The sequence below is a fragment of the Mycolicibacterium gadium genome (assembly GCF_010728925.1).
Lineage (GTDB): Bacteria > Actinomycetota > Actinomycetes > Mycobacteriales > Mycobacteriaceae > Mycobacterium > Mycobacterium gadium.
On sequence record NZ_AP022608.1, the window covers coordinates 4,292,572 to 4,309,446 of the forward strand.

Genomic DNA, 16,875 nt, shown 5'->3' on the forward strand with positions numbered 1-16,875 from the left:
CGTGATGGACCCGTTGCTATTAGGGTGTCCGAACGTGGCCGGATCGGGTGCTGATGCTGAACTGCTTGCCGCAGCGCAAGTTGCGCTGAACCGGCATGGCGACGTCCTGCGCGAGCTGGGCCGGGTGTTCGCTGATACGGGCCACGAACTGTTCCTCGTCGGCGGCAGTGTGCGCGATGCCTTGCTGGGCCGCCTGGGCAACGATCTCGACTTCACCACCGATGCGCGGCCGGAGCAGCTGCAGGCGATGCTGCGCGGGTGGGCCGACGCGCTATGGGACACCGGCATCGAATTCGGAACGATCGGGGTCGGCAAGGGCGACGACCGCCTGGAGATCACCACGTTCCGTGCCGACACCTACGACCAGGTGTCACGCAACCCGGAGGTGCGGTTCGGCGACCGCCTCGAGGACGATCTGGTGCGACGCGATTTCACGTCGAATGCGATGGCCGTGCGCATCACCGCCGACGGCCCCGGCGAGTTTCACGATCCCCTCGGCGGCCTGGCGGCGGTGCAGGCCAAGGTTTTGGATACCCCTGCGGCACCGGAGATCTCGTTCGGGGACGACCCGTTGCGGATGCTGCGCGCGGCCCGGTTCGTCTCGCAGCTCGAGTTCACCGTGGCGCCGAGGGTGGTGGAGGCGCTCGTCGAGATGGCACCTCAGTTGCAGCGCATCTCCGCCGAACGCGTGGCTGCCGAACTAGACAAGCTGTTGCTGGGTGCGGACCCGGTCGCCGGTATCGACCTGATGGTGCAGACCGGGCTCGGTGACGTCGTGCTGCCGGAGGTCGGCGGCATGCGGATGGCGATCGACGAACACCATCAGCACAAAGACGTCTACTGGCATTCGTTGACGGTGCTGCGGCAGGCGATCGACCTGGAATCGGACGGCCCAGATCTGGTGCTGCGCTGGGCGGCACTGCTGCACGACATCGGCAAGCCCTCCACGCGCAGGCACGAGGCCGACGGCGGGGTGAGCTTTCACCACCACGAGGTGGTGGGCGCGAAGATGGCGCGCAAGCGGATGCGCGCGCTGAAGTACTCCAAGCAGATGATCGATGACATCTCGCAGCTGGTGTACCTGCACCTGCGGTTCCACGGCTACGCCGACGGCAAGGGGGCCGGCAGGTGGAGTGATTCGGCAGTGCGGCGCTACGTCACCGACGCCGGCCCGCTGTTGCCGAGACTGCATAAGCTGGTTCGCGCCGACTGCACGACCCGCAACAAGCGGCGCGCGGCGCGCCTGCAGGCGGCCTACGACGATCTCGAGGCGCGCATCGCCGAGCTCGCCGCGAAAGAGGATCTGGCGCGGGTGCGGCCCGACCTGGACGGCAACGAGATCATGCGGCTACTCGACATCCCGGCCGGGCCACAGGTCGGCGAGGCGTGGCGGTATCTCAAGGAGCTCCGACTCGACCGCGGCCCGCTGTCGCATGACGAGGCTGTCGAGGAATTGACCAAGTGGTGGAACGCGCGGGGCGACCAGACCGTCTGATCGGTATGGAGTACTGCCTCGGCGACGGTGACGGGTCGGCCACCATCTGGAGCGCTGCCCCGGATATCGACCTAAACAGTGATGGTGCGCTCGACGCCGTCGGTCTGGACTTCGACGGGGACGGCCTGCTCGACGATGCGATGGCCGACCTGGATGCCGACGGCGTTGCCGATCAGCTGGTGCGTGATCACCTGTCCGACTCGGCGTTCTTCACCGACGACGGCACCGGCACCTGGGCGGTGAGCCTGGACCGGGCCGGGTCGTTGAGGTGGTTCGGGCTCGACGGGGTTGAGCACGCCGGGGGTTTGGTGGTCGACGTCGACGCGGACGGTCAGGTCGACGACCGACTACTGGACTTCAACGGCGACGGGCTGGCCGACCGCGCGGTGAGCGCCGAGCACGCCTTCGTCGACACCGACGGCGACGGCCGGTGGGACGTCAAGCTGAGCGACGGTGATGCCGACGGCAAGGCCGATGGAGCCGACGAGCTCTGATCACGCCCGCCCCGGTCCGGGTGGTCCGGCGAACGCCTGCGCGATGCCGAGCCACCGCTCGGCGTCCGCGCCGGTGGCCGTCACGTCGAGCTGCGACCGTGGCCGGCGCTGCGTGACCAGCATGCAGAAGTCCTGCGCCGCGCCGGTGACTCGTTGCGCCGCGTCGTCCGGTCCCCACGACCACGTCGACCCGTCCGGAGCGCGCAGCTCGACGAGGAACGGATCTGTCGGTGGCGCAAGGCCATTGACCGCGAAGGCGAAATCGCGGGTGCGCACGCCGATGTGGGCGATCGACTTGAGGCGTGCAGTGGCGGGTCGGTCGACACCGAGCGCGTCGGCGACGTCGAGACCGTGCGCCCACGTCTCCATCAGCCGCGCGGTAGCCATCGACGGCGCGCTCATCGGCGGACCGAACCACGGCAGCTTGCGTCCGTCGGCCACTGTCAACAGCTCGTCGTGCAGACGGCCGCGGGTGCGGCGCCAATCGGCCAGCAATTCGGCCGGCGGCGTCAACGCCAGCTCTTCGGCGCCCGCATCGACGAACCCCGACGGATCCTTTGACGCCTCCTCCAAGACGACGGCGAATCCGGCTTCGTCCGTGACGGCGGTGAGTGCGACGCGATCGGTCCACAACAGGTGCGCGATCTGGTGGGAGATGGTCCACCCCGGCGACGGTGTGGACTCCCTCCAGCGTGCGGCGGGAAGGTCGGCCACGAGCGCGTCGAGTTCGTCGCTCTCGGCCCGCAGGTCAGCGACCATAGGCTCGGCACCAGCCATGGCGCCACCTTAGCCGTGGCGTTGGCTCCGCCCGAGCGTGGCGTGCGCGGCCAAGCCGAGCAGGTAGATGCCGGCACCCGCGAGGGCCAGCGCCGGTTGGTGACCGCCAGGAGGAATCACCGCGGCGCACGCCGTCACCGCGAGGATGAATGCGATCCAGAACAGCGCATCCTGGACGGTGAACACGTGGCCGCGTAGCGCGTCGTCGACGTCCAGCTGCATCGCGCTGTCGGCGCAGAGCTTGACCACCTGGCCGGCCAGTCCGATGAGGAAGCCGCACACCATCATCACCGGCAGCTGCAGGCCGGAGCCCAGTACCTGAATCACCGCGGCGATCGCCAAGGCCCCGTTGGCCGTCGCGTACCGGCCCCACCGCGCGACGGCGACCGGCATGACCGCGGCGGCCAGGAACTGTCCGGTGCCGACGGCCGCGAAGAACAGCGCGGTCGTCCCCAGACCCGCGACGTCGGGCACGTCGACGTCGGCGTGCCGGACGAGCACGAGCACCAGCAGGCTGTTGATGCCGAGCACCATGCGGTGCGCCGCCAGCCCGGCGAGCGTCGCGGCGACCGACGGCACCGCCGCGACCGTGCGGGCGCCATGTCCCCAACCGGTGGCCACCGCGTACACGATCGATCCGTGGACCGCGCGTTTGCTGTCGTCGGGACCGAGCAGATGCGGGGGGAAGCGCCACGACAGCCACAGCGCGAGCGCCACCGGCACCGCGACGATGAGGATGATCGTCGAGGCGCCGACGTCGTTTGCCCCGAAGAGCCAGCGCGGCAGGAGCATGAAGATGGCGCCGAGGAAGGCGGCGGCCCCGCCGGTCGCGGTGGCGACCGAGTTCATGGACACCACCTGCTCTCGCGGCACCACGTGCGGCAGCGCCGCCGACAGACCCGAGGAGACGAATCGGGTGAAGCCGTTGACGATCAGCGCGGCCACCAGGATCGCCAGATCGTGAGCGCTGGCCGCGAGCAGCGCGGCGACGACCAACACCGTGAGCAGACGCCCGATGTTGGCGCCGATGAGCACCAGGCGGCGGTCCCATCGGTCCAGCAGCGCGCCTGCGAACGGGCCTAGCAGCGAGTACGGCAGATACAGCACCGCGAACGAACCGGCGATGGCCCACGGCGTCGCGGCCCGTTCGGTGCTGAACAGCAGCCCGCCGGCCAGTCCGGCGGCGAAAAGGCCGTCACCGAACTGACTGACGAGCCGAAGCTCGAGCAGGCGTCGAAACTCGGGAAGGGCGCGTACCGAATGCCATAGGGCGAGCGGCGAACGTGCCTCGACCACGACAATCCCGTCCCTGTTGCATCGCCGGGCGGCTTGCGGCGATCGATGTTCAGCGGCCCCCCGACCCACAGTACAAATATCCCGCCGGACCGGCTTTGTTCGCCACGTTCGCTGGTTGCTGATGCGATGATGGGGTGATGGCGCACTCAGAGGACCCGGAGGACTTCATAGCGCCTGCGAAACACCGGGTCCGCGCGGGCACACTGCTGCTCGCCAACACCGACCTGCTCGAGCCGACGTTCCGGCGCAGTGTCATCTACATCGTCGAGCACAACGACGGCGGCACGCTCGGTGTGGTGCTGAACCGGCCCAGCGAGACTGCCGTCTACAACGTGCTGCCGCAGTGGGCGAAGCTGGCCACCAAACCGAAGACCATGTTCATCGGGGGCCCGGTCAAGCGCGACGCCGCACTGTGCCTGGCGACCCTGCGGGTCGGTATGGACCCGGCCGGCCTGCCGGGGCTGCGGCACGTGCAGGGCCGCATGGTGATGGTGGATCTCGACGCCGACCCCGATTCGATCGCACCGGTGGTCGAAGGGGTGCGGATTTTCGCCGGCTACTCGGGGTGGACCATCGGTCAGCTGGAGGGTGAGATCGAGCGCGACGACTGGATTGTGCTGTCCGCGTTGCCAACTGACGTGCTCTCCGAGCCCCGGATGGATTTGTGGGCGCGGGTCCTGCGCCGTCAGCCGCTGCCGCTGTCGCTGCTCGCGACGCACCCGATCGATATCAGCCGCAACTGAACCGCCGTTCAGCTGCAGGACAGCGTGCATGTCGCGCAGGCACCAGCGCAAGCGTCGGCATCGCTCGCCTCTCGGCTTGCGATGACCTTGGCCGCCTGCCAGCAGCCGGCCGCAACGGTGCTCACGGCACCGACCACGCAGACCACGACCACGACGAGCGCGGTGTCGGGGTGGCTCGACAGCGCCACGGTGCCGGCGGCTGCCAGCATCGCCGCGGCGGCGAACTGGGTCGGGGCTACCCCGCGGAGCACAGATTGGATCGGATCCGCCGACCGTGGCCGGGCCAGCAGCCAGACACCGTGACCCGCGATCGCGACCGCGGCGCACAGGCACAACACCGCGACGAGGAACATGCGCCACAGAATACGAGGCGGCGGTTACCGGGTTTTGGGCGTCCCCCCGGGCGCCAGGCTTCGCCCGGGGGAACAAGCCCTTTTATCCAGTTAGTCCAGTGGCCGGAGCCGTGGCGGCCGGCGCCGCCGGCTGACCTTGCGGTGCGGGAGCGGGTGCGCCCGGGGGCGAGGTTGCGCCGGGGACGCTGACCTTGAAGCCCCGCACGATCGCGTCGGTGGCGTCGGCCGCCGCGACGACCTGGTCGACGCTGGTGGTCACCGCCAGCGACACCAGGTATTTGTCCGGACCCGCGGTGGCGATGATGTGCCGGCGCGACGTGTCCAGCGTCATGGAGTTCTCGCGGTAGGTGCCTTCGATCGTCGATGTCGGCAGCCCGGCGACCTCGGCGATCGACCCGTTGGTGGACCGCCAGGCCGGAAGCTGCTGGCTGTCGATGAACCCGTGGCTGATCGCCTCGCGCGGGTCGAAGTCGCCGACCAGCTTGTACACCACGACCTGGGCGTTAGAGGAATACAGGCCATTGCCGCCCACGCGGTCGGCGATCACGGCGAACGCGTCGGGCACATTCGGGTCGGGCACGTGTGCCCAGCCCCTCGGCATCGGCAGCACGATGTTGAGGGCCTTGAAGTTCTGGCTGACCTGAGGCTCCATCGCCACGCCCTTGGACTGGAAGAAGTCCGACAGTGTGCCCGCGTTGGCGGGGGTGATCGGGAGCACCGCCGGGGCGGCGACCTGAGGCGGAGTGACACCACCGGGTGCGGCCGCGGCCGCGACCGGCGACGCCGGGGTCAGGGCGGGGTTGGCCATTGCCGGCGCGACAGCGGCACTCGGTGTCGACGGGACGGCGAGCGCGGCGTTGGGTGCGGCGGGGGTGAGGGCGGCGTTGGGTGTCGCCGCGGTCTGCGATACCACGGCGGGATTGGGCTGCGGCGCGACCGGCTGCAGTGGCTGGGCCGAGGCGGGGACGCCGGTGAAGAAGAGGACGCCGACGGTAGCCGCAGCCACGCTGATAGCCGGAGTCCTCCAGCGTCGGGCGTTGTCGTTCATCGCCGTCGGTCCTTTCACTGTCGGGCTCGTCAGCCATGTGGTCAGGCGCCGACTGTATCCACCGCGCAGCGACAGTCACCAGGGCCGGAACCGACCTGGGATCAAGCTCTGACCGACCGGTGACGTAACCGAGACCAACCTGTGGCCGGCGAGAGCACGATCGGCGGGCTTATACCCTGTTCACGTGACTGAATCGCCCGACGCCGGCACCGATGCCCCGCAGCACCGCTATACCGCGGAGCTGGCCGGGCAGATCGAGCGTGCCTGGCAGCAGCGCTGGGCGGACTCCGGGACGTTCAACGTGCCCAACCCGGTCGGCTCGCTGGCCGAGCCCGACGGCGGCCCTGTGCCGGCCGACAAGATGTTCGTGCAGGACATGTTCCCGTACCCGTCGGGGGAGGGTCTGCACGTCGGACATCCGCTCGGCTACATCGCCACCGACGTCTACGCGCGCTACTACCGGATGACCGGACGTAATGTGTTGCACGCGTTGGGTTTCGACGCGTTCGGCTTACCCGCCGAGCAGTACGCGATCCAGACCGGAACGCATCCGCGTACCCGAACCGAGGCCAACATCGTCAACTTCCGCCGCCAGCTGGGCAGGCTCGGGCTGGGGCACGATGCACGGCGAAGCTTCTCGACCACCGACGTCGACTTCTACAAGTGGACGCAGTGGATCTTCCTGCAGATCTACAACGCCTGGTTCGACCCGGCGATGGACAAAGCGCGGCCAATCACTGAGCTGATCGCCGAATTCGACTCGGGTAGAAGGACGTTGGATGATGGCCGGGTTTGGTCGGAGTTGTGCGCCGGCGAACGTGCTGATGTCGTCGACTCGTACCGACTGGTGTACCGGGCGGACTCGCTGGTCAACTGGTGCCCGGGTCTGGGGACGGTGCTGGCCAACGAGGAGGTCACCTCCGACGGGCGCAGTGACCGAGGCAACTTCCCGGTGTTCCGGAAACGCCTGCGGCAGTGGATGATGCGCATCACCGCCTACTCCGACCGGCTGCTCGACGATCTCGAATTGCTGGACTGGCCGGACAAGGTCAAGACCATGCAGCGCAACTGGATCGGCCGGTCCACCGGCGCGGCGGTCCAGTTCGCGACCGAAGCCGGTGACATCGAGGTGTTCACCACCAGGCCCGACACGTTGTTCGGCGCGACGTACCTGGTGCTGGCACCTGAACACGAGCTGGTCGACAGGCTCCTCGCCGCCCAGTGGCCCGCCGACGCCGACCCGCGCTGGACCTTCGGTGCGGCGACCCCCGCGGAGGCTGTCGGGGCCTACCGCGCGACCGTCGCGGCCAAGTCGGATCTGGAGCGTCAGGAGAACAAGACCAAGACCGGCGTGTTCCTCGGCGCGTATGCGACGAATCCAGCCAACAGCCAACAGGTTCCGGTGTTCATCGCCGATTATGTGCTGCTGGGATACGGCACCGGGGCCATCATGGCGGTGCCCGGTCACGATCAGCGCGACTGGGAGTTCGCCACGACGTTCGGTCTGCCGATCATCGAAGTGATTGCCGGCGGCGACATTTCGCTGCAGGCCTATTCCGGTGATGGTGAACTGGTCAACTCGGACTATCTGAACGGTCTGTCCGTCGCATCGGCGAAGGAGGCCATCACCAATCGGCTGGTCGCCGACGGGCGCGGGCAGGCCCGCGTCGAGTACAAGCTGCGCGACTGGTTGTTCGCGCGGCAACGGTACTGGGGCGAGCCGTTCCCGATCGTCTACGACACCGACGGCCGGGCGCATCCGTTGCCCGAATCCGCACTTCCCGTGGAGCTGCCCGACATTCCGGATTACGCCCCGGTGCAGTTCGATCCCGACGACGCCGACAGCGAGCCGTCGCCGCCGCTGGGCAAGGCGACCGACTGGGTGCACGTCGAATTGGATCTCGGCGACGGCCTCAAGCCCTACACCCGCGACACCAACGTCATGCCGCAGTGGGCGGCGAGTTCCTGGTACGAGTTGCGTTACACCGACCCGTACAACAAGGAAGAGCTGTGCGCCAAGGAGAACGAGGCCTACTGGATGGGGCCGCGGCCGGCCGAGCACGGGCCGGACGATCCTGGTGGCGTCGACCTGTACGTGGGTGGCGTCGAGCACGCGGTACTACATCTGCTCTACTGCCGCTTCTGGCACAAGGTGCTCTACGACCTCGGCCACGTGTCGTCGCGGGAGCCCTACCGCCGGCTGGTCAACCAGGGCTACATCCAGGCGTTCGCCTACACGGACGCGCGCGGTTCGTACGTACCTGCCGCCGAAGTCGTCGAACGCGACGGAAAGTTCTACTGGCGCGCACCCGACGGTGAGATCGAGGTGTTCCAGGAGTTCGGCAAGATCGGGAAGAGCCTGAAGAACTCGGTGTCGCCCGACGAGATCTGCGACGCGTACGGCGCGGACACGCTGCGGGTCTATGAGATGTCGATGGGCCCGTTGGAGGCGTCGCGGCCCTGGGCGACAAAGGATGTCGTCGGCGCGTACCGCTTCCTGCAACGGGTGTGGCGGTTGGTGGTCGACGAGCAGACCGGCGCCGGGCGCTCGGCTGCCCACGAGGCGTTGGACGACGACACCCTGCGGGTGTTGCACCGCACGATCGCCGGGGTGTCCGACGACTACACGAACCTGCGCAACAACACCGCCGCGGCGAAGCTGATCGAGTACACGAACCACTTGACCAAGCAGGGGGTGACGGCCCGGGCGGCGTTGGAGCCGCTGGTGCTGATGGTCGCGCCGTTGGCGCCGCATCTCGCCGAAGAACTGTGGCGGCGGCTGGGCCACGACACCTCGCTGGCGCATGGGCCGTTCCCGGTGGCCGACCCGCGGTACCTCATCGAGGACACCGTCGAACTGCCGGTACAGGTCAACGGCAAGGTCCGCGGACGCATCACCGTGCCCGCCGACGCCGATGCGGACGCGTTGGAGGCCGCGGCGCTCGCCGATGCGAAGGTGCAGGAGTTCCTCGCCGGCGCCACACCGAAAAAGGTGATCGTGGTGGCGGGCCGGCTGGTCAACATCGTCGCCTGAAATCGCGAGGAGTGGAACCGATGAGGCGTCGGCCAACGTCCATTGGGGATGCTGAAGGATTTACTTCGAGAACAAGACGGCGTCATCACGCTCGAACAGGCGACCAAATCGGGCCTGAGTGTGCAGGCGGTGCAGCGTCGAGTGCAGTCAGGCGACTGGATGCGGTGTTCGCGGGGCGTCTACTTCGTCGACGATCGACCGTTCACCAGTGCTGCCCGAGTTCGAGCGGCGGTATGGGGCTATGGCGAACGGGCAATCGCCAGCGGGTTGACGGCCGCATGGTGGCACGGGCTGACGCGGTTTGCGCCCGGCATCGTCGAAGTGACGATGCCGCGCACGGGTCATGGCCGTTGTCATGAAAAGACTCGGTTGAGGCGACGAGATCTCGAACCGTCGGACGTCACGAGTATTCGAGGATTGCGCGTAACTGCAAGACCGCTGACGGTTCGCGAAGCATCGATTAATCGACGCGCGGGCATGTCGCTGATGGACGGAGCCCTCCAAGAGGACGTCGAACTCCGCGAACTCTGGCGCGCGCAATTGCGCAATAAGGGAAGGTACGGGTCGCCGGCTGCCCGGATTCTGCTCCAAGCTGCTGGCGACGGTGCACGGTCGGCTGCCGAACGTCTGCTGGTCAAACTGCTCAGGGAAGCAGGTATTACCGGTTGGCGCACCAACCTTCCCGTGGCCGGGTACAAGGTCGATGTCGGATTTCCGGCGGAACGACTCGCGATCGAGACGGACGGTTGGGCGTTCCACTCGGACTCGGATGCGTTTCAGGTCGATCGAAAACGACAGAACGACATCTCGGTGCTCGGCTGGCAGGTGCTGCGGTTCACGTGGCTGGACCTGACCGAGTATCCCCAGCGAGTCATCGCGATCATCCGAAGGGCGATTTCGGTGCGCGAACAGTCGGCGGGCGATCGTCAGAGCACCGAAATCACAATCAACGGGGGCGGACGATCACCTCGTGGACGTGCGCGTCGGGGGGCGCGTTGACCGCGTCGGCTATGACTTTGGCGACAGTCTCGGGGCTCAGGTAGTGCGACGGGTCATACTCGCGACCCTCGTAGGCGACCAGACCTTCCTGCATCTCGGTCGCGATCCGGCCCGGGTGCACCGAGGTCACCCGCAGCGACGGCTCGTCGTTGCGCAGGGAGTCGGCGAACCCGCGTAGGGCGAACTTGCTCGCGGTGTAGGACGCCAGGCCGGGAGAGGCGTTGATGCCCGCGCCGGAGTTCACGAAGACGACGTGGCCTCTGGCGGCGCGCAGTGCGGGCAGCAGCGGTAGCGTAAGTGCCACCGGGCCAACGACATTCACGATCATTGTGGAGCGCCACTCGTCGACTGTCGAGTCGGGAACGGTGGCCGGGTACGCGACACCCGCGTTGTGGATCAGGACGTCCAGCTCGACGATCGGTTCGACGGCGACCTCGATGGCTTCGAGATCACCGAAATCGACCGGCCAGGTGGTAGCCCCGTACTCGGCGGCGACGGCGTCGAGTTCCGCCGATGGCCGCCCCGCGAGGAACAACGTATGGGTGGGTGCGAGTGCGCTGGCGATGGCCGCACCGAGCCCGCGCGAGGCCCCGGTGATCATCGCCGTCGGCATCCGGGCCGCGTCGGCGGCGACATTCGACACGAAGTCACCCTACCGACCTGCAACTCGTGCCCGGCCGTCGCATCATTGACACGATGGCCCACGATTCCGGCTTCGCGCCGACGCAACTGGCGGCCCGCGCCGCGTATCTTCTGCGTGGCAACGACCTGGGCACCATGACGACGGCGGCGCCGCTGCTGTATCCGCATATGTGGAGCTGGGACGCCGCTTTCGTGGCGATCGGGCTGGCTCCGCTGAGCGTCGAACGCGCCGTGGTCGAGCTCGACACCCTGCTATCGGCGCAATGGGCCAACGGCATGATCCCGCACATCGTCTTCGCCAACGGCGTGGACGGATACTTCCCGGGACCGGCGCGGTGGGCCACGTCAGCGCTTGCCGTCAACGCCCCGCGCAACCGCCACACCTCGGGCATCACCCAGCCGCCGGTGCACGCGATCGCGGTGCAGCGCATCCTGGATCACGCCCGCAGTCGTGGCCGGTCGACCCGCGCCGTCGCCGAGGCCTTCCTCGACCGCCGGTGGGACGACTTGGTCCGGTGGCACCGCTGGCTCGCCGAGGCCCGCGACCCCAGATCGCGCGGCCGGGTCACGATGTACCACGGCTGGGAGTCCGGCATGGACAATTCGCCGCGGTGGGACAGCGCCTACGCCAACGTCGTCCCCGGCCGGCTGCCCGAATACCAGCGCGCAGACAACGCGATCGTCACCGACGCCAGCCAGCGGCCGTCGGACATCGAGTACGACCGCTACCTGTGGCTGCTCGAGGAGATGAAGTCGGCTCGTTACGACGACGAGCTGCTGCCCAAGGTGATGAGCTTCGCCGTCGAGGACGTGTTCGTATCGGCGATACTCGCCGTGGCGTGCGATGTGCTTGCCGAGATCGGCGAGGACTACAAGCGGCCCCGCTCCGACGTGCGGGACCTGTACGCCTGGGCCGAGCGGTTCCGCAGGGGCGTCGTTGAAACCGCCGACGAACGTAACGGCGCGGCAAGGGATTACGACGTGCGGGCTGAGAAATGGGTGGCCACCGAGACGGTCGCGCAGTTCGCGCCGCTGCTGTGTGGCGGGCTGCCGCACGACAAGGAGCGTGCCTTGCTGCGGCTGTTGGAAGGGCCGCGCTTCTGCGGGCATCCCGACCTGAAGTTCGCGCTGATTCCGACGACGTCGCCGGTGTCGCGCGACTTCCGCCCGCGCGAGTACTGGCGTGGGCCGGTCTGGCCGGTGACGACGTGGCTGTTCTCGTGGTGCTTCGCGCGCCGCGGCTGGGCGGAACGGTCGTTGATCCTTCGGCGCGAAGGGCTGCGACAGGTCAGCGACGGCACCTTCGCCGAGTACTACGAACCGTTCACCGGCGAACCGTTGGGCAGCATGCAGCAGTCATGGACCGCCGCGGCGGTGCTGGACTGGTTGGGCTGAGAGGCTACTCGGCGATGCGCTCGAGCGGGACCAGCGCCTTGCTCAGCGTCTCGAGGTCTTCGGGTCCGAGCTTTGCGAGCAGCGTGGCCAGGAATGCCCGCCGGTTGGCCAGCGCTTCCTGATGCTGGGCCAGGCCCTCGGGGGTGATGTCGACCAGTACCGCCCGTAGGTCGGAGGGATCGCGGGAGCGCTTCACCAGCCCGAGTTTCTCCAGCCGGCGGATCGCGACCGTCGTCGTGGGCGTGCGCACCCGTTCGTGCGCGGCGAGTTCGGTCATCCTGATCGGTCCCTGCTCCAGCAGCGTCAGCAGAATCGACAACTGGGCAAGGGTCAGATCGCCGGTGGCGGCGTCCCGGCTGGGATCGCTCCGGCGGAGCACGGAGAACACCCGGGAGAGGACGCGCTGCAGCTCTCCGGCCAGCTCAGCGACCTGCGGTTCGGTCTCCACCATAATTTCGGCAGTCTAACCTGTCTGAGCCTGCCAAGTTGTGTGACGAGCACGTAAAAGCTCAGAGAACTTGCGAAAGGAAGCGCCGTAGCCGGTCCGTCTCGGCGGCCCCGAACACCTGGTCGGGGGAACCGGACTCGACGACCTTCCCGTGGTCCATGAACACCACGGAATCCGACGCCGACTGGGCGAAGCCCATTTCGTGGGTGACGACGACCATCGTCATGCCGTCGGCGCCGAGCTCGGCGATGAGCGCCAACACACCTTTCACCAACTCGGGGTCCAGCGCGGAGGTGGCTTCGTCGAAGAACATCACCTGCGGCGCCATCGCCAGCGCCCGCGCGATCGCCACCCGCTGTTGCTGCCCGCCGGACAGGGTCGACGGGCGGACCGCGGCTTTGTGCCTCAGTCCGACCCGATCCAGTTGGGCCAACCCGAGTTCGCGCGCCTGCTCGGCGTCGAGCCGCTTGAGCTTGCGCGGCGCCAGCGTCACGTTGTCCAGCACGCTGCGGTGCGGGAAGAGGTTGAACTGTTGGAAGACCATTCCGATGCGCTGCCGCAATTGGTCCGGATTGTCGGCCAGCACCGAGCGGCCGTCGAGCAGAATGTCGCCGCGATCGGGCTCGTACAGCCGGTTCAGCGTCCGCAACAACGTCGACTTGCCCGACCCCGACGGCCCGATGACCGCCGTGGTGGTGCCCGCGGGTACGTCGATCTCCACACCGCGCAGCACCGCGTTCGGACCGAACGACAGATGAATATCGTTGGCGCTCAACGAGACCGGCTCAGCAGGACTGGTCATCAGATCATCTCCTGACTTCGCGACAGCTCGAGCGGGTCTTCCTCGGCGGGTTTGTTGCCGCGGCGCAATCGGCCGTCGATGTAGTTGACCAAATGTGTGAGCGGCACGGTGAGCAGCAGGTAGAAGATTCCGGCGGCGACCAGTGGCGACAGGTTGCCGGTCTGCGCGTTGAGGTCGCGGCCGACCTGGAACAGCTCGCGCTGGGTGGCGATCAGCCCGAGGAAGTACACCAGTGACGACGCCTTCAGCAGCGAGATGAACTGGTTCATCAACGCCGGCAGCACCCTGCGGATGCCCTGCGGCACCACCACCAGCCGCATGGACGACGTGTACGAGAAGCCCAGCGCGCGTGATGCTTCCATCTGACCGGACTCGACGCTCTGGATGCCTGACCGGAAGATCTCCCCGACGTACGCAGCGGCCATCAGGCCAAGGGCGGCGATGCCGAGCGGATACGGATTGTTCCCGGTGAGCCCGCCGACCACCGGGCCGAGCCCGAGTCCGATCAGCAGAATGATCACGACTTCGGGCAGTCCGCGGAAGATGTCGGTGTACACCCGCGCCGGCCAACGGAGCCAGCGATGCCGGGAGATGCCCGCCACCGCCAGTGCCATGCCGAGCGTCAAACCGATCACGGCCGCGCTGACCGTCAGAATCAAGGTGTTCGGCAGGCCGGTCTTGAACAGATCGGGAATGGCCTGCTTGTACAACTCCCAATTGCCGAACGCCGCAGCCAATTGGGACAGGGTCGACTTGGGCGCGGCCGCCGCCGAAGGCGCCTCCTGGCTCTCGGCCGCTATCGCGTTGAAGTCGGGCAGCTGCGGTGCGGGCGCAGCCTTCGAACCCGGTTTCCATCCGGGCGGCAGCGCGCGCGGCACCCAATCGGTGTAGAGCCGCGACCACGTGCCGTCGGCGATGATCGCGTCGAGCCCGGAATTCAGCGCGTCGATGAGCGGCGGGTTGTCGTTCGCGACCGCCCATGCGACGAAATTGTCCAAGCTGAACGTATTTTCGATGATCTCGGCGGGATCACCCGGTTGCACTGTGCCCGACGCCTGCTGTGACGGCGCCACCCAGGCGTCGATCTGCCGGGTTTTCAGGCTGGCGTAGACGGTGTTGTAGTCCGGGAATTTGACGGGATCCAGGCCGAGCGTGTCGATGACGTACGCCTCCTGGACGGTGCCCTGCACGACACCGATGCGCTGTCCGGCGGCAAGCTTGTCGAATCCGGTGATCGGTGACCCTGTCGGCACGACGAGCGAGAAGTAGCCGAAGTCATAGCCATTGGTGAAACCGACTGTCCGGCGACGCGCGTCGGTGGTGGTGATCGACGACGACCCGACGTCGAAGCGACGCGACGCCACCTGTGCCAGCAGACCGGAGAACTCGGTGCCGACGAAATTGATTTTCAGGCCTAGCTTTTCGGCGATGGCCCGCAGTAGCTCATTGTCGAATCCAGTGAATTGGCCCGCCGAGTTGATGCAGATGCTCGGCGGTGCGTCCGACAGTGTGCCGACGGTGAGCGTCCCCGGCTCGCTCAGTCCGAGCGCCGTGACGTCGATGGAGTCCAGCGGCTGCACGGTCGCGGTGGTGTACCGGTCCTCGTCGGGTCCGGTGGCGGCGGTCGCGAGGTTGGTCGGTAGCGCGCTGGCGCTCTTGATCCCGGGCGGCGCGCACTGGTCGACCTGGGCCGCCGCGGGCCCAGCCATCCCGATGCTGCCGACCAGCAGTGCGATGAGCGCCACGGCGAGTGTCCTACAGAAGCTCATCCCTGCAAGGTATCGACCTCCGGCGCGGACGGACCGCCTTCGGCTCGTTCAGAACCCAACCTGCGCCACGCCCTGGGGCGGCAGAACCCCGCGCCGCACCAGTTCGGTGAGCATGATCTGCGCCATGAGCGCGGCCCGCCCGTGGTTGGCGGCACGCGCGGCCGGACCGTCGCCGGCACGGATGGCGTCATAGTCCGCCTCGAGGAACCGCAGCAGATCTCGGTGATTGTCTTGGTAAGCCGGCCAGAATACCCGCGGCAGGAACGACTGCGACCCCCGGATGACGGCGAGTAGCCGTGGGCCCGAGTACTCCTCGTTGATCAGGACGCGGAATTGAAACGCCGCATCCTGGAAGGCGCGCGAGTCGATGTTGGCGCGCATCGTCTCCAGCAAGGTGCCGAGCTGGTGGAGGTGCGCCGGGTTCCGGACGTCGGCGGCGCGTGCCGACGCGACACCGCTGAGCATTCCGTAGATCTCGTGGTGCTCGCGGACGACGGATTCGTCGAACGTCTCCACGTAAGCACCCCGGTGATACTGCGTCGACAGGATGCCGTCGTGCTCGAGTTGGACGACGGCTTCCTGAATGGGCACCCGCGAAACCCCGAGTTCGTGCGCAATCTCGTTGCGGTCCACTCGATCTCCGGACCGGAGTTTGCCGGTCAGAATCAGGTTGACCACGTGCGCCACCACGAGGTCCTTCTCTTTGAATCCATACTTCTTGGGCATGGCGATACAAGCCTCTCACGGCGCATACCCGACCCGGAGCAGTTACGCAGCTTCAGTAATTAGCCGGTGCGGCTCGCGCGCCAGCGACACAAAGCCTCTGCTTGCGTCAGATCGTAGTCGGGGCCGTTGACGCCGACGGTCAGCAGGGTCACTCCGAGCCCCGCCAATGCGTCGGCCTCCTTGAGCAGCGCGTCCTCGTCGTCGCCCGCGACACCCGCTGACCTTTCGATTTCAGCGGGATCGCGCCCGACCTCGGCGCAATGGCCGTCGAGCACTTCGGCCTTGCGTGGGTACTCGGCACTGTCGGCGAAGCTGTGCCAAATGTCGCCGTACTGGGCGACCAGGCGGAGTGTCTTCTTCTCACCACCACCACCGATGAGGATCGGAATGTCGCGCGTCGGTGCCGGATTGAGCTTGGCCAGCCGCGACGTGATCCGCGGCAGCGCGCCCGCCAGGTCGTCGAGGCGGCTACCCGCAGTACCGAACTCGTAGCCGTATTCGTCGTAGTCCTTTCGCTTCCAGCCTGAACCGATACCCAGAATCAGCCGGCCGTCGCTGATGTTGTCGACGGTGCGCGCCATATCGGCCAGCAACTCGGGATTGCGGTACGAGTTGCAGGTGACCAGCGCGCCGATTTCCAGCCGGGTCGTCTGCTCGGCCCACGCGCCGAGCATCGTCCAGCACTCGTAGTGCGCACCATCGGGGTCGCCGTACAGCGGGAAGAAGTGATCCCAGTTGAACGCGACGTCGACACCGATGTCTTCACAGCGCCGCACCGCGTCGCGGAGGTGGCGGTATTGCGGGGCATGTTGGGGCTGCAGCTGAACGCCGACACGAATTGGATTGCTCACGGT

16 protein-coding genes are annotated in these 16,875 nt (G+C 67.4%); 6 read left to right on the top strand and 10 right to left on the bottom strand.

The genetic code is table 11. The annotated features are described in order from the left end of the window. The first annotated feature begins 4 nt into the window (after window positions 1–4). Both G6N36_RS21195 and G6N36_RS21200 read left to right on the top strand, forming a co-directional pair. The gene (locus G6N36_RS21195; RefSeq protein ID WP_170311176.1) at window positions 5–1,495 is read left to right on the top strand and encodes a CCA tRNA nucleotidyltransferase; all 1,491 of its coding nucleotides are present in this window, start codon (window positions 5–7) and stop codon (window positions 1,493–1,495) included. A 5-nt stretch (window positions 1,496–1,500) separates the two neighbouring features. Continuing rightward, on the top strand, window positions 1,501–1,989 hold the full coding sequence (locus tag G6N36_RS21200) for a pullulanase (RefSeq protein WP_163690794.1): 489 nt from the start codon (window positions 1,501–1,503) through the stop codon (window positions 1,987–1,989). On the opposite strand, the gene G6N36_RS21205 is transcribed toward G6N36_RS21200, so the two are convergent. Together G6N36_RS21205 and G6N36_RS21210 are read right to left on the bottom strand one after the other, a co-directional pair. Next, a complete protein-coding gene (locus G6N36_RS21205) occupies window positions 1,990–2,766 on the bottom strand; it encodes a TIGR03084 family metal-binding protein (RefSeq protein WP_163688812.1) in 777 nt (258 codons plus the stop codon). Window positions 2,767–2,775: 9 nt separating this feature from the next. Continuing rightward, the gene (locus G6N36_RS21210) at window positions 2,776–4,062 is read right to left on the bottom strand and encodes an MFS transporter (protein WP_163688813.1); all 1,287 of its coding nucleotides are present in this window, start codon (window positions 4,060–4,062) and stop codon (window positions 2,776–2,778) included. A 137-nt stretch (window positions 4,063–4,199) separates the two neighbouring features. On the opposite strand from G6N36_RS21210, the gene G6N36_RS21215 reads away from it, so the two are divergent. Further along, window positions 4,200–4,805, top strand: a complete 606-nt coding sequence (locus tag G6N36_RS21215; RefSeq protein WP_163688814.1) for a YqgE/AlgH family protein — start codon at window positions 4,200–4,202, stop codon at window positions 4,803–4,805. Window positions 4,806–4,813: 8 nt separating this feature from the next. Here G6N36_RS21215 and G6N36_RS21220 read toward each other — a convergent pair whose 3' ends face one another. Together G6N36_RS21220 and G6N36_RS21225 are read right to left on the bottom strand one after the other, a co-directional pair. After that, a complete protein-coding gene (locus G6N36_RS21220) occupies window positions 4,814–5,158 on the bottom strand; it encodes a hypothetical protein (RefSeq protein ID WP_163688815.1) in 345 nt (114 codons plus the stop codon). 82 nt (window positions 5,159–5,240) lie between these two features. Then, on the bottom strand, window positions 5,241–6,206 hold the full coding sequence (locus G6N36_RS21225) for an LpqN/LpqT family lipoprotein (RefSeq protein ID WP_163688816.1): 966 nt from the start codon (window positions 6,204–6,206) through the stop codon (window positions 5,241–5,243). A 184-nt stretch (window positions 6,207–6,390) separates the two neighbouring features. Between G6N36_RS21225 and leuS the strand changes: the two genes are divergently transcribed. Further along, on the top strand, window positions 6,391–9,240 hold the full coding sequence (gene leuS / locus G6N36_RS21230; protein ID WP_163688817.1) for a leucine--tRNA ligase: 2,850 nt from the start codon (window positions 6,391–6,393) through the stop codon (window positions 9,238–9,240). Between the two features lie 48 nt (window positions 9,241–9,288). Next, complete coding sequence (locus tag G6N36_RS21235; protein ID WP_163688818.1) at window positions 9,289–10,239, top strand: PDDEXK-like endonuclease domain-containing protein; 951 nt, start codon at window positions 9,289–9,291, stop codon at window positions 10,237–10,239. Here the strand turns inward: G6N36_RS21235 and G6N36_RS21240 are convergent. Beyond that, the gene (locus tag G6N36_RS21240; RefSeq protein ID WP_163690795.1) at window positions 10,187–10,852 is read right to left on the bottom strand and encodes an SDR family oxidoreductase; all 666 of its coding nucleotides are present in this window, start codon (window positions 10,850–10,852) and stop codon (window positions 10,187–10,189) included. The two genes, G6N36_RS21235 and G6N36_RS21240, sit on opposite strands and share 53 nt — an antisense overlap. An 83-nt stretch (window positions 10,853–10,935) precedes the next feature. Here G6N36_RS21240 and ggh point away from each other — a divergent pair, with 83 nt between their 5' ends. Next, window positions 10,936–12,276 carry a glucosylglycerate hydrolase gene (ggh, locus tag G6N36_RS21245; protein WP_163688819.1) on the top strand — a complete coding sequence of 447 codons (1,341 nt, stop codon included), beginning with the start codon at window positions 10,936–10,938 and terminating at the stop codon, window positions 12,274–12,276. A 4-nt stretch (window positions 12,277–12,280) separates the two neighbouring features. Here ggh and G6N36_RS21250 read toward each other — a convergent pair whose 3' ends face one another. The 5 genes from G6N36_RS21250 to G6N36_RS21270 are packed head-to-tail and all read right to left on the bottom strand — an operon-like array spanning window position 12,281 to window position 16,872. Then, a complete protein-coding gene (locus tag G6N36_RS21250) occupies window positions 12,281–12,727 on the bottom strand; it encodes a MarR family winged helix-turn-helix transcriptional regulator (RefSeq protein WP_163688820.1) in 447 nt (148 codons plus the stop codon). A gap of 58 nt (window positions 12,728–12,785) precedes the next feature. Beyond that, complete coding sequence (locus tag G6N36_RS21255) at window positions 12,786–13,526, bottom strand: amino acid ABC transporter ATP-binding protein (protein ID WP_163688821.1); 741 nt, start codon at window positions 13,524–13,526, stop codon at window positions 12,786–12,788. Continuing rightward, entirely contained in the window at window positions 13,526–15,295 is a 1,770-nt protein-coding gene (locus tag G6N36_RS21260; RefSeq protein WP_163688822.1) for an ABC transporter substrate-binding protein/permease, read from the bottom strand. The genes G6N36_RS21255 and G6N36_RS21260 overlap by 1 nt, the downstream gene beginning before the upstream one ends. A gap of 48 nt (window positions 15,296–15,343) precedes the next feature. Next, window positions 15,344–16,021, bottom strand: a complete 678-nt coding sequence (locus G6N36_RS21265) for a GntR family transcriptional regulator (RefSeq protein ID WP_163688823.1) — start codon at window positions 16,019–16,021, stop codon at window positions 15,344–15,346. 59 nt (window positions 16,022–16,080) lie between these two features. Next, window positions 16,081–16,872, bottom strand: coding sequence for an LLM class F420-dependent oxidoreductase (locus G6N36_RS21270; protein ID WP_179964829.1), 792 nt, complete (start codon window positions 16,870–16,872; stop codon window positions 16,081–16,083). Window positions 16,873–16,875 lie beyond the last annotated feature (3 nt).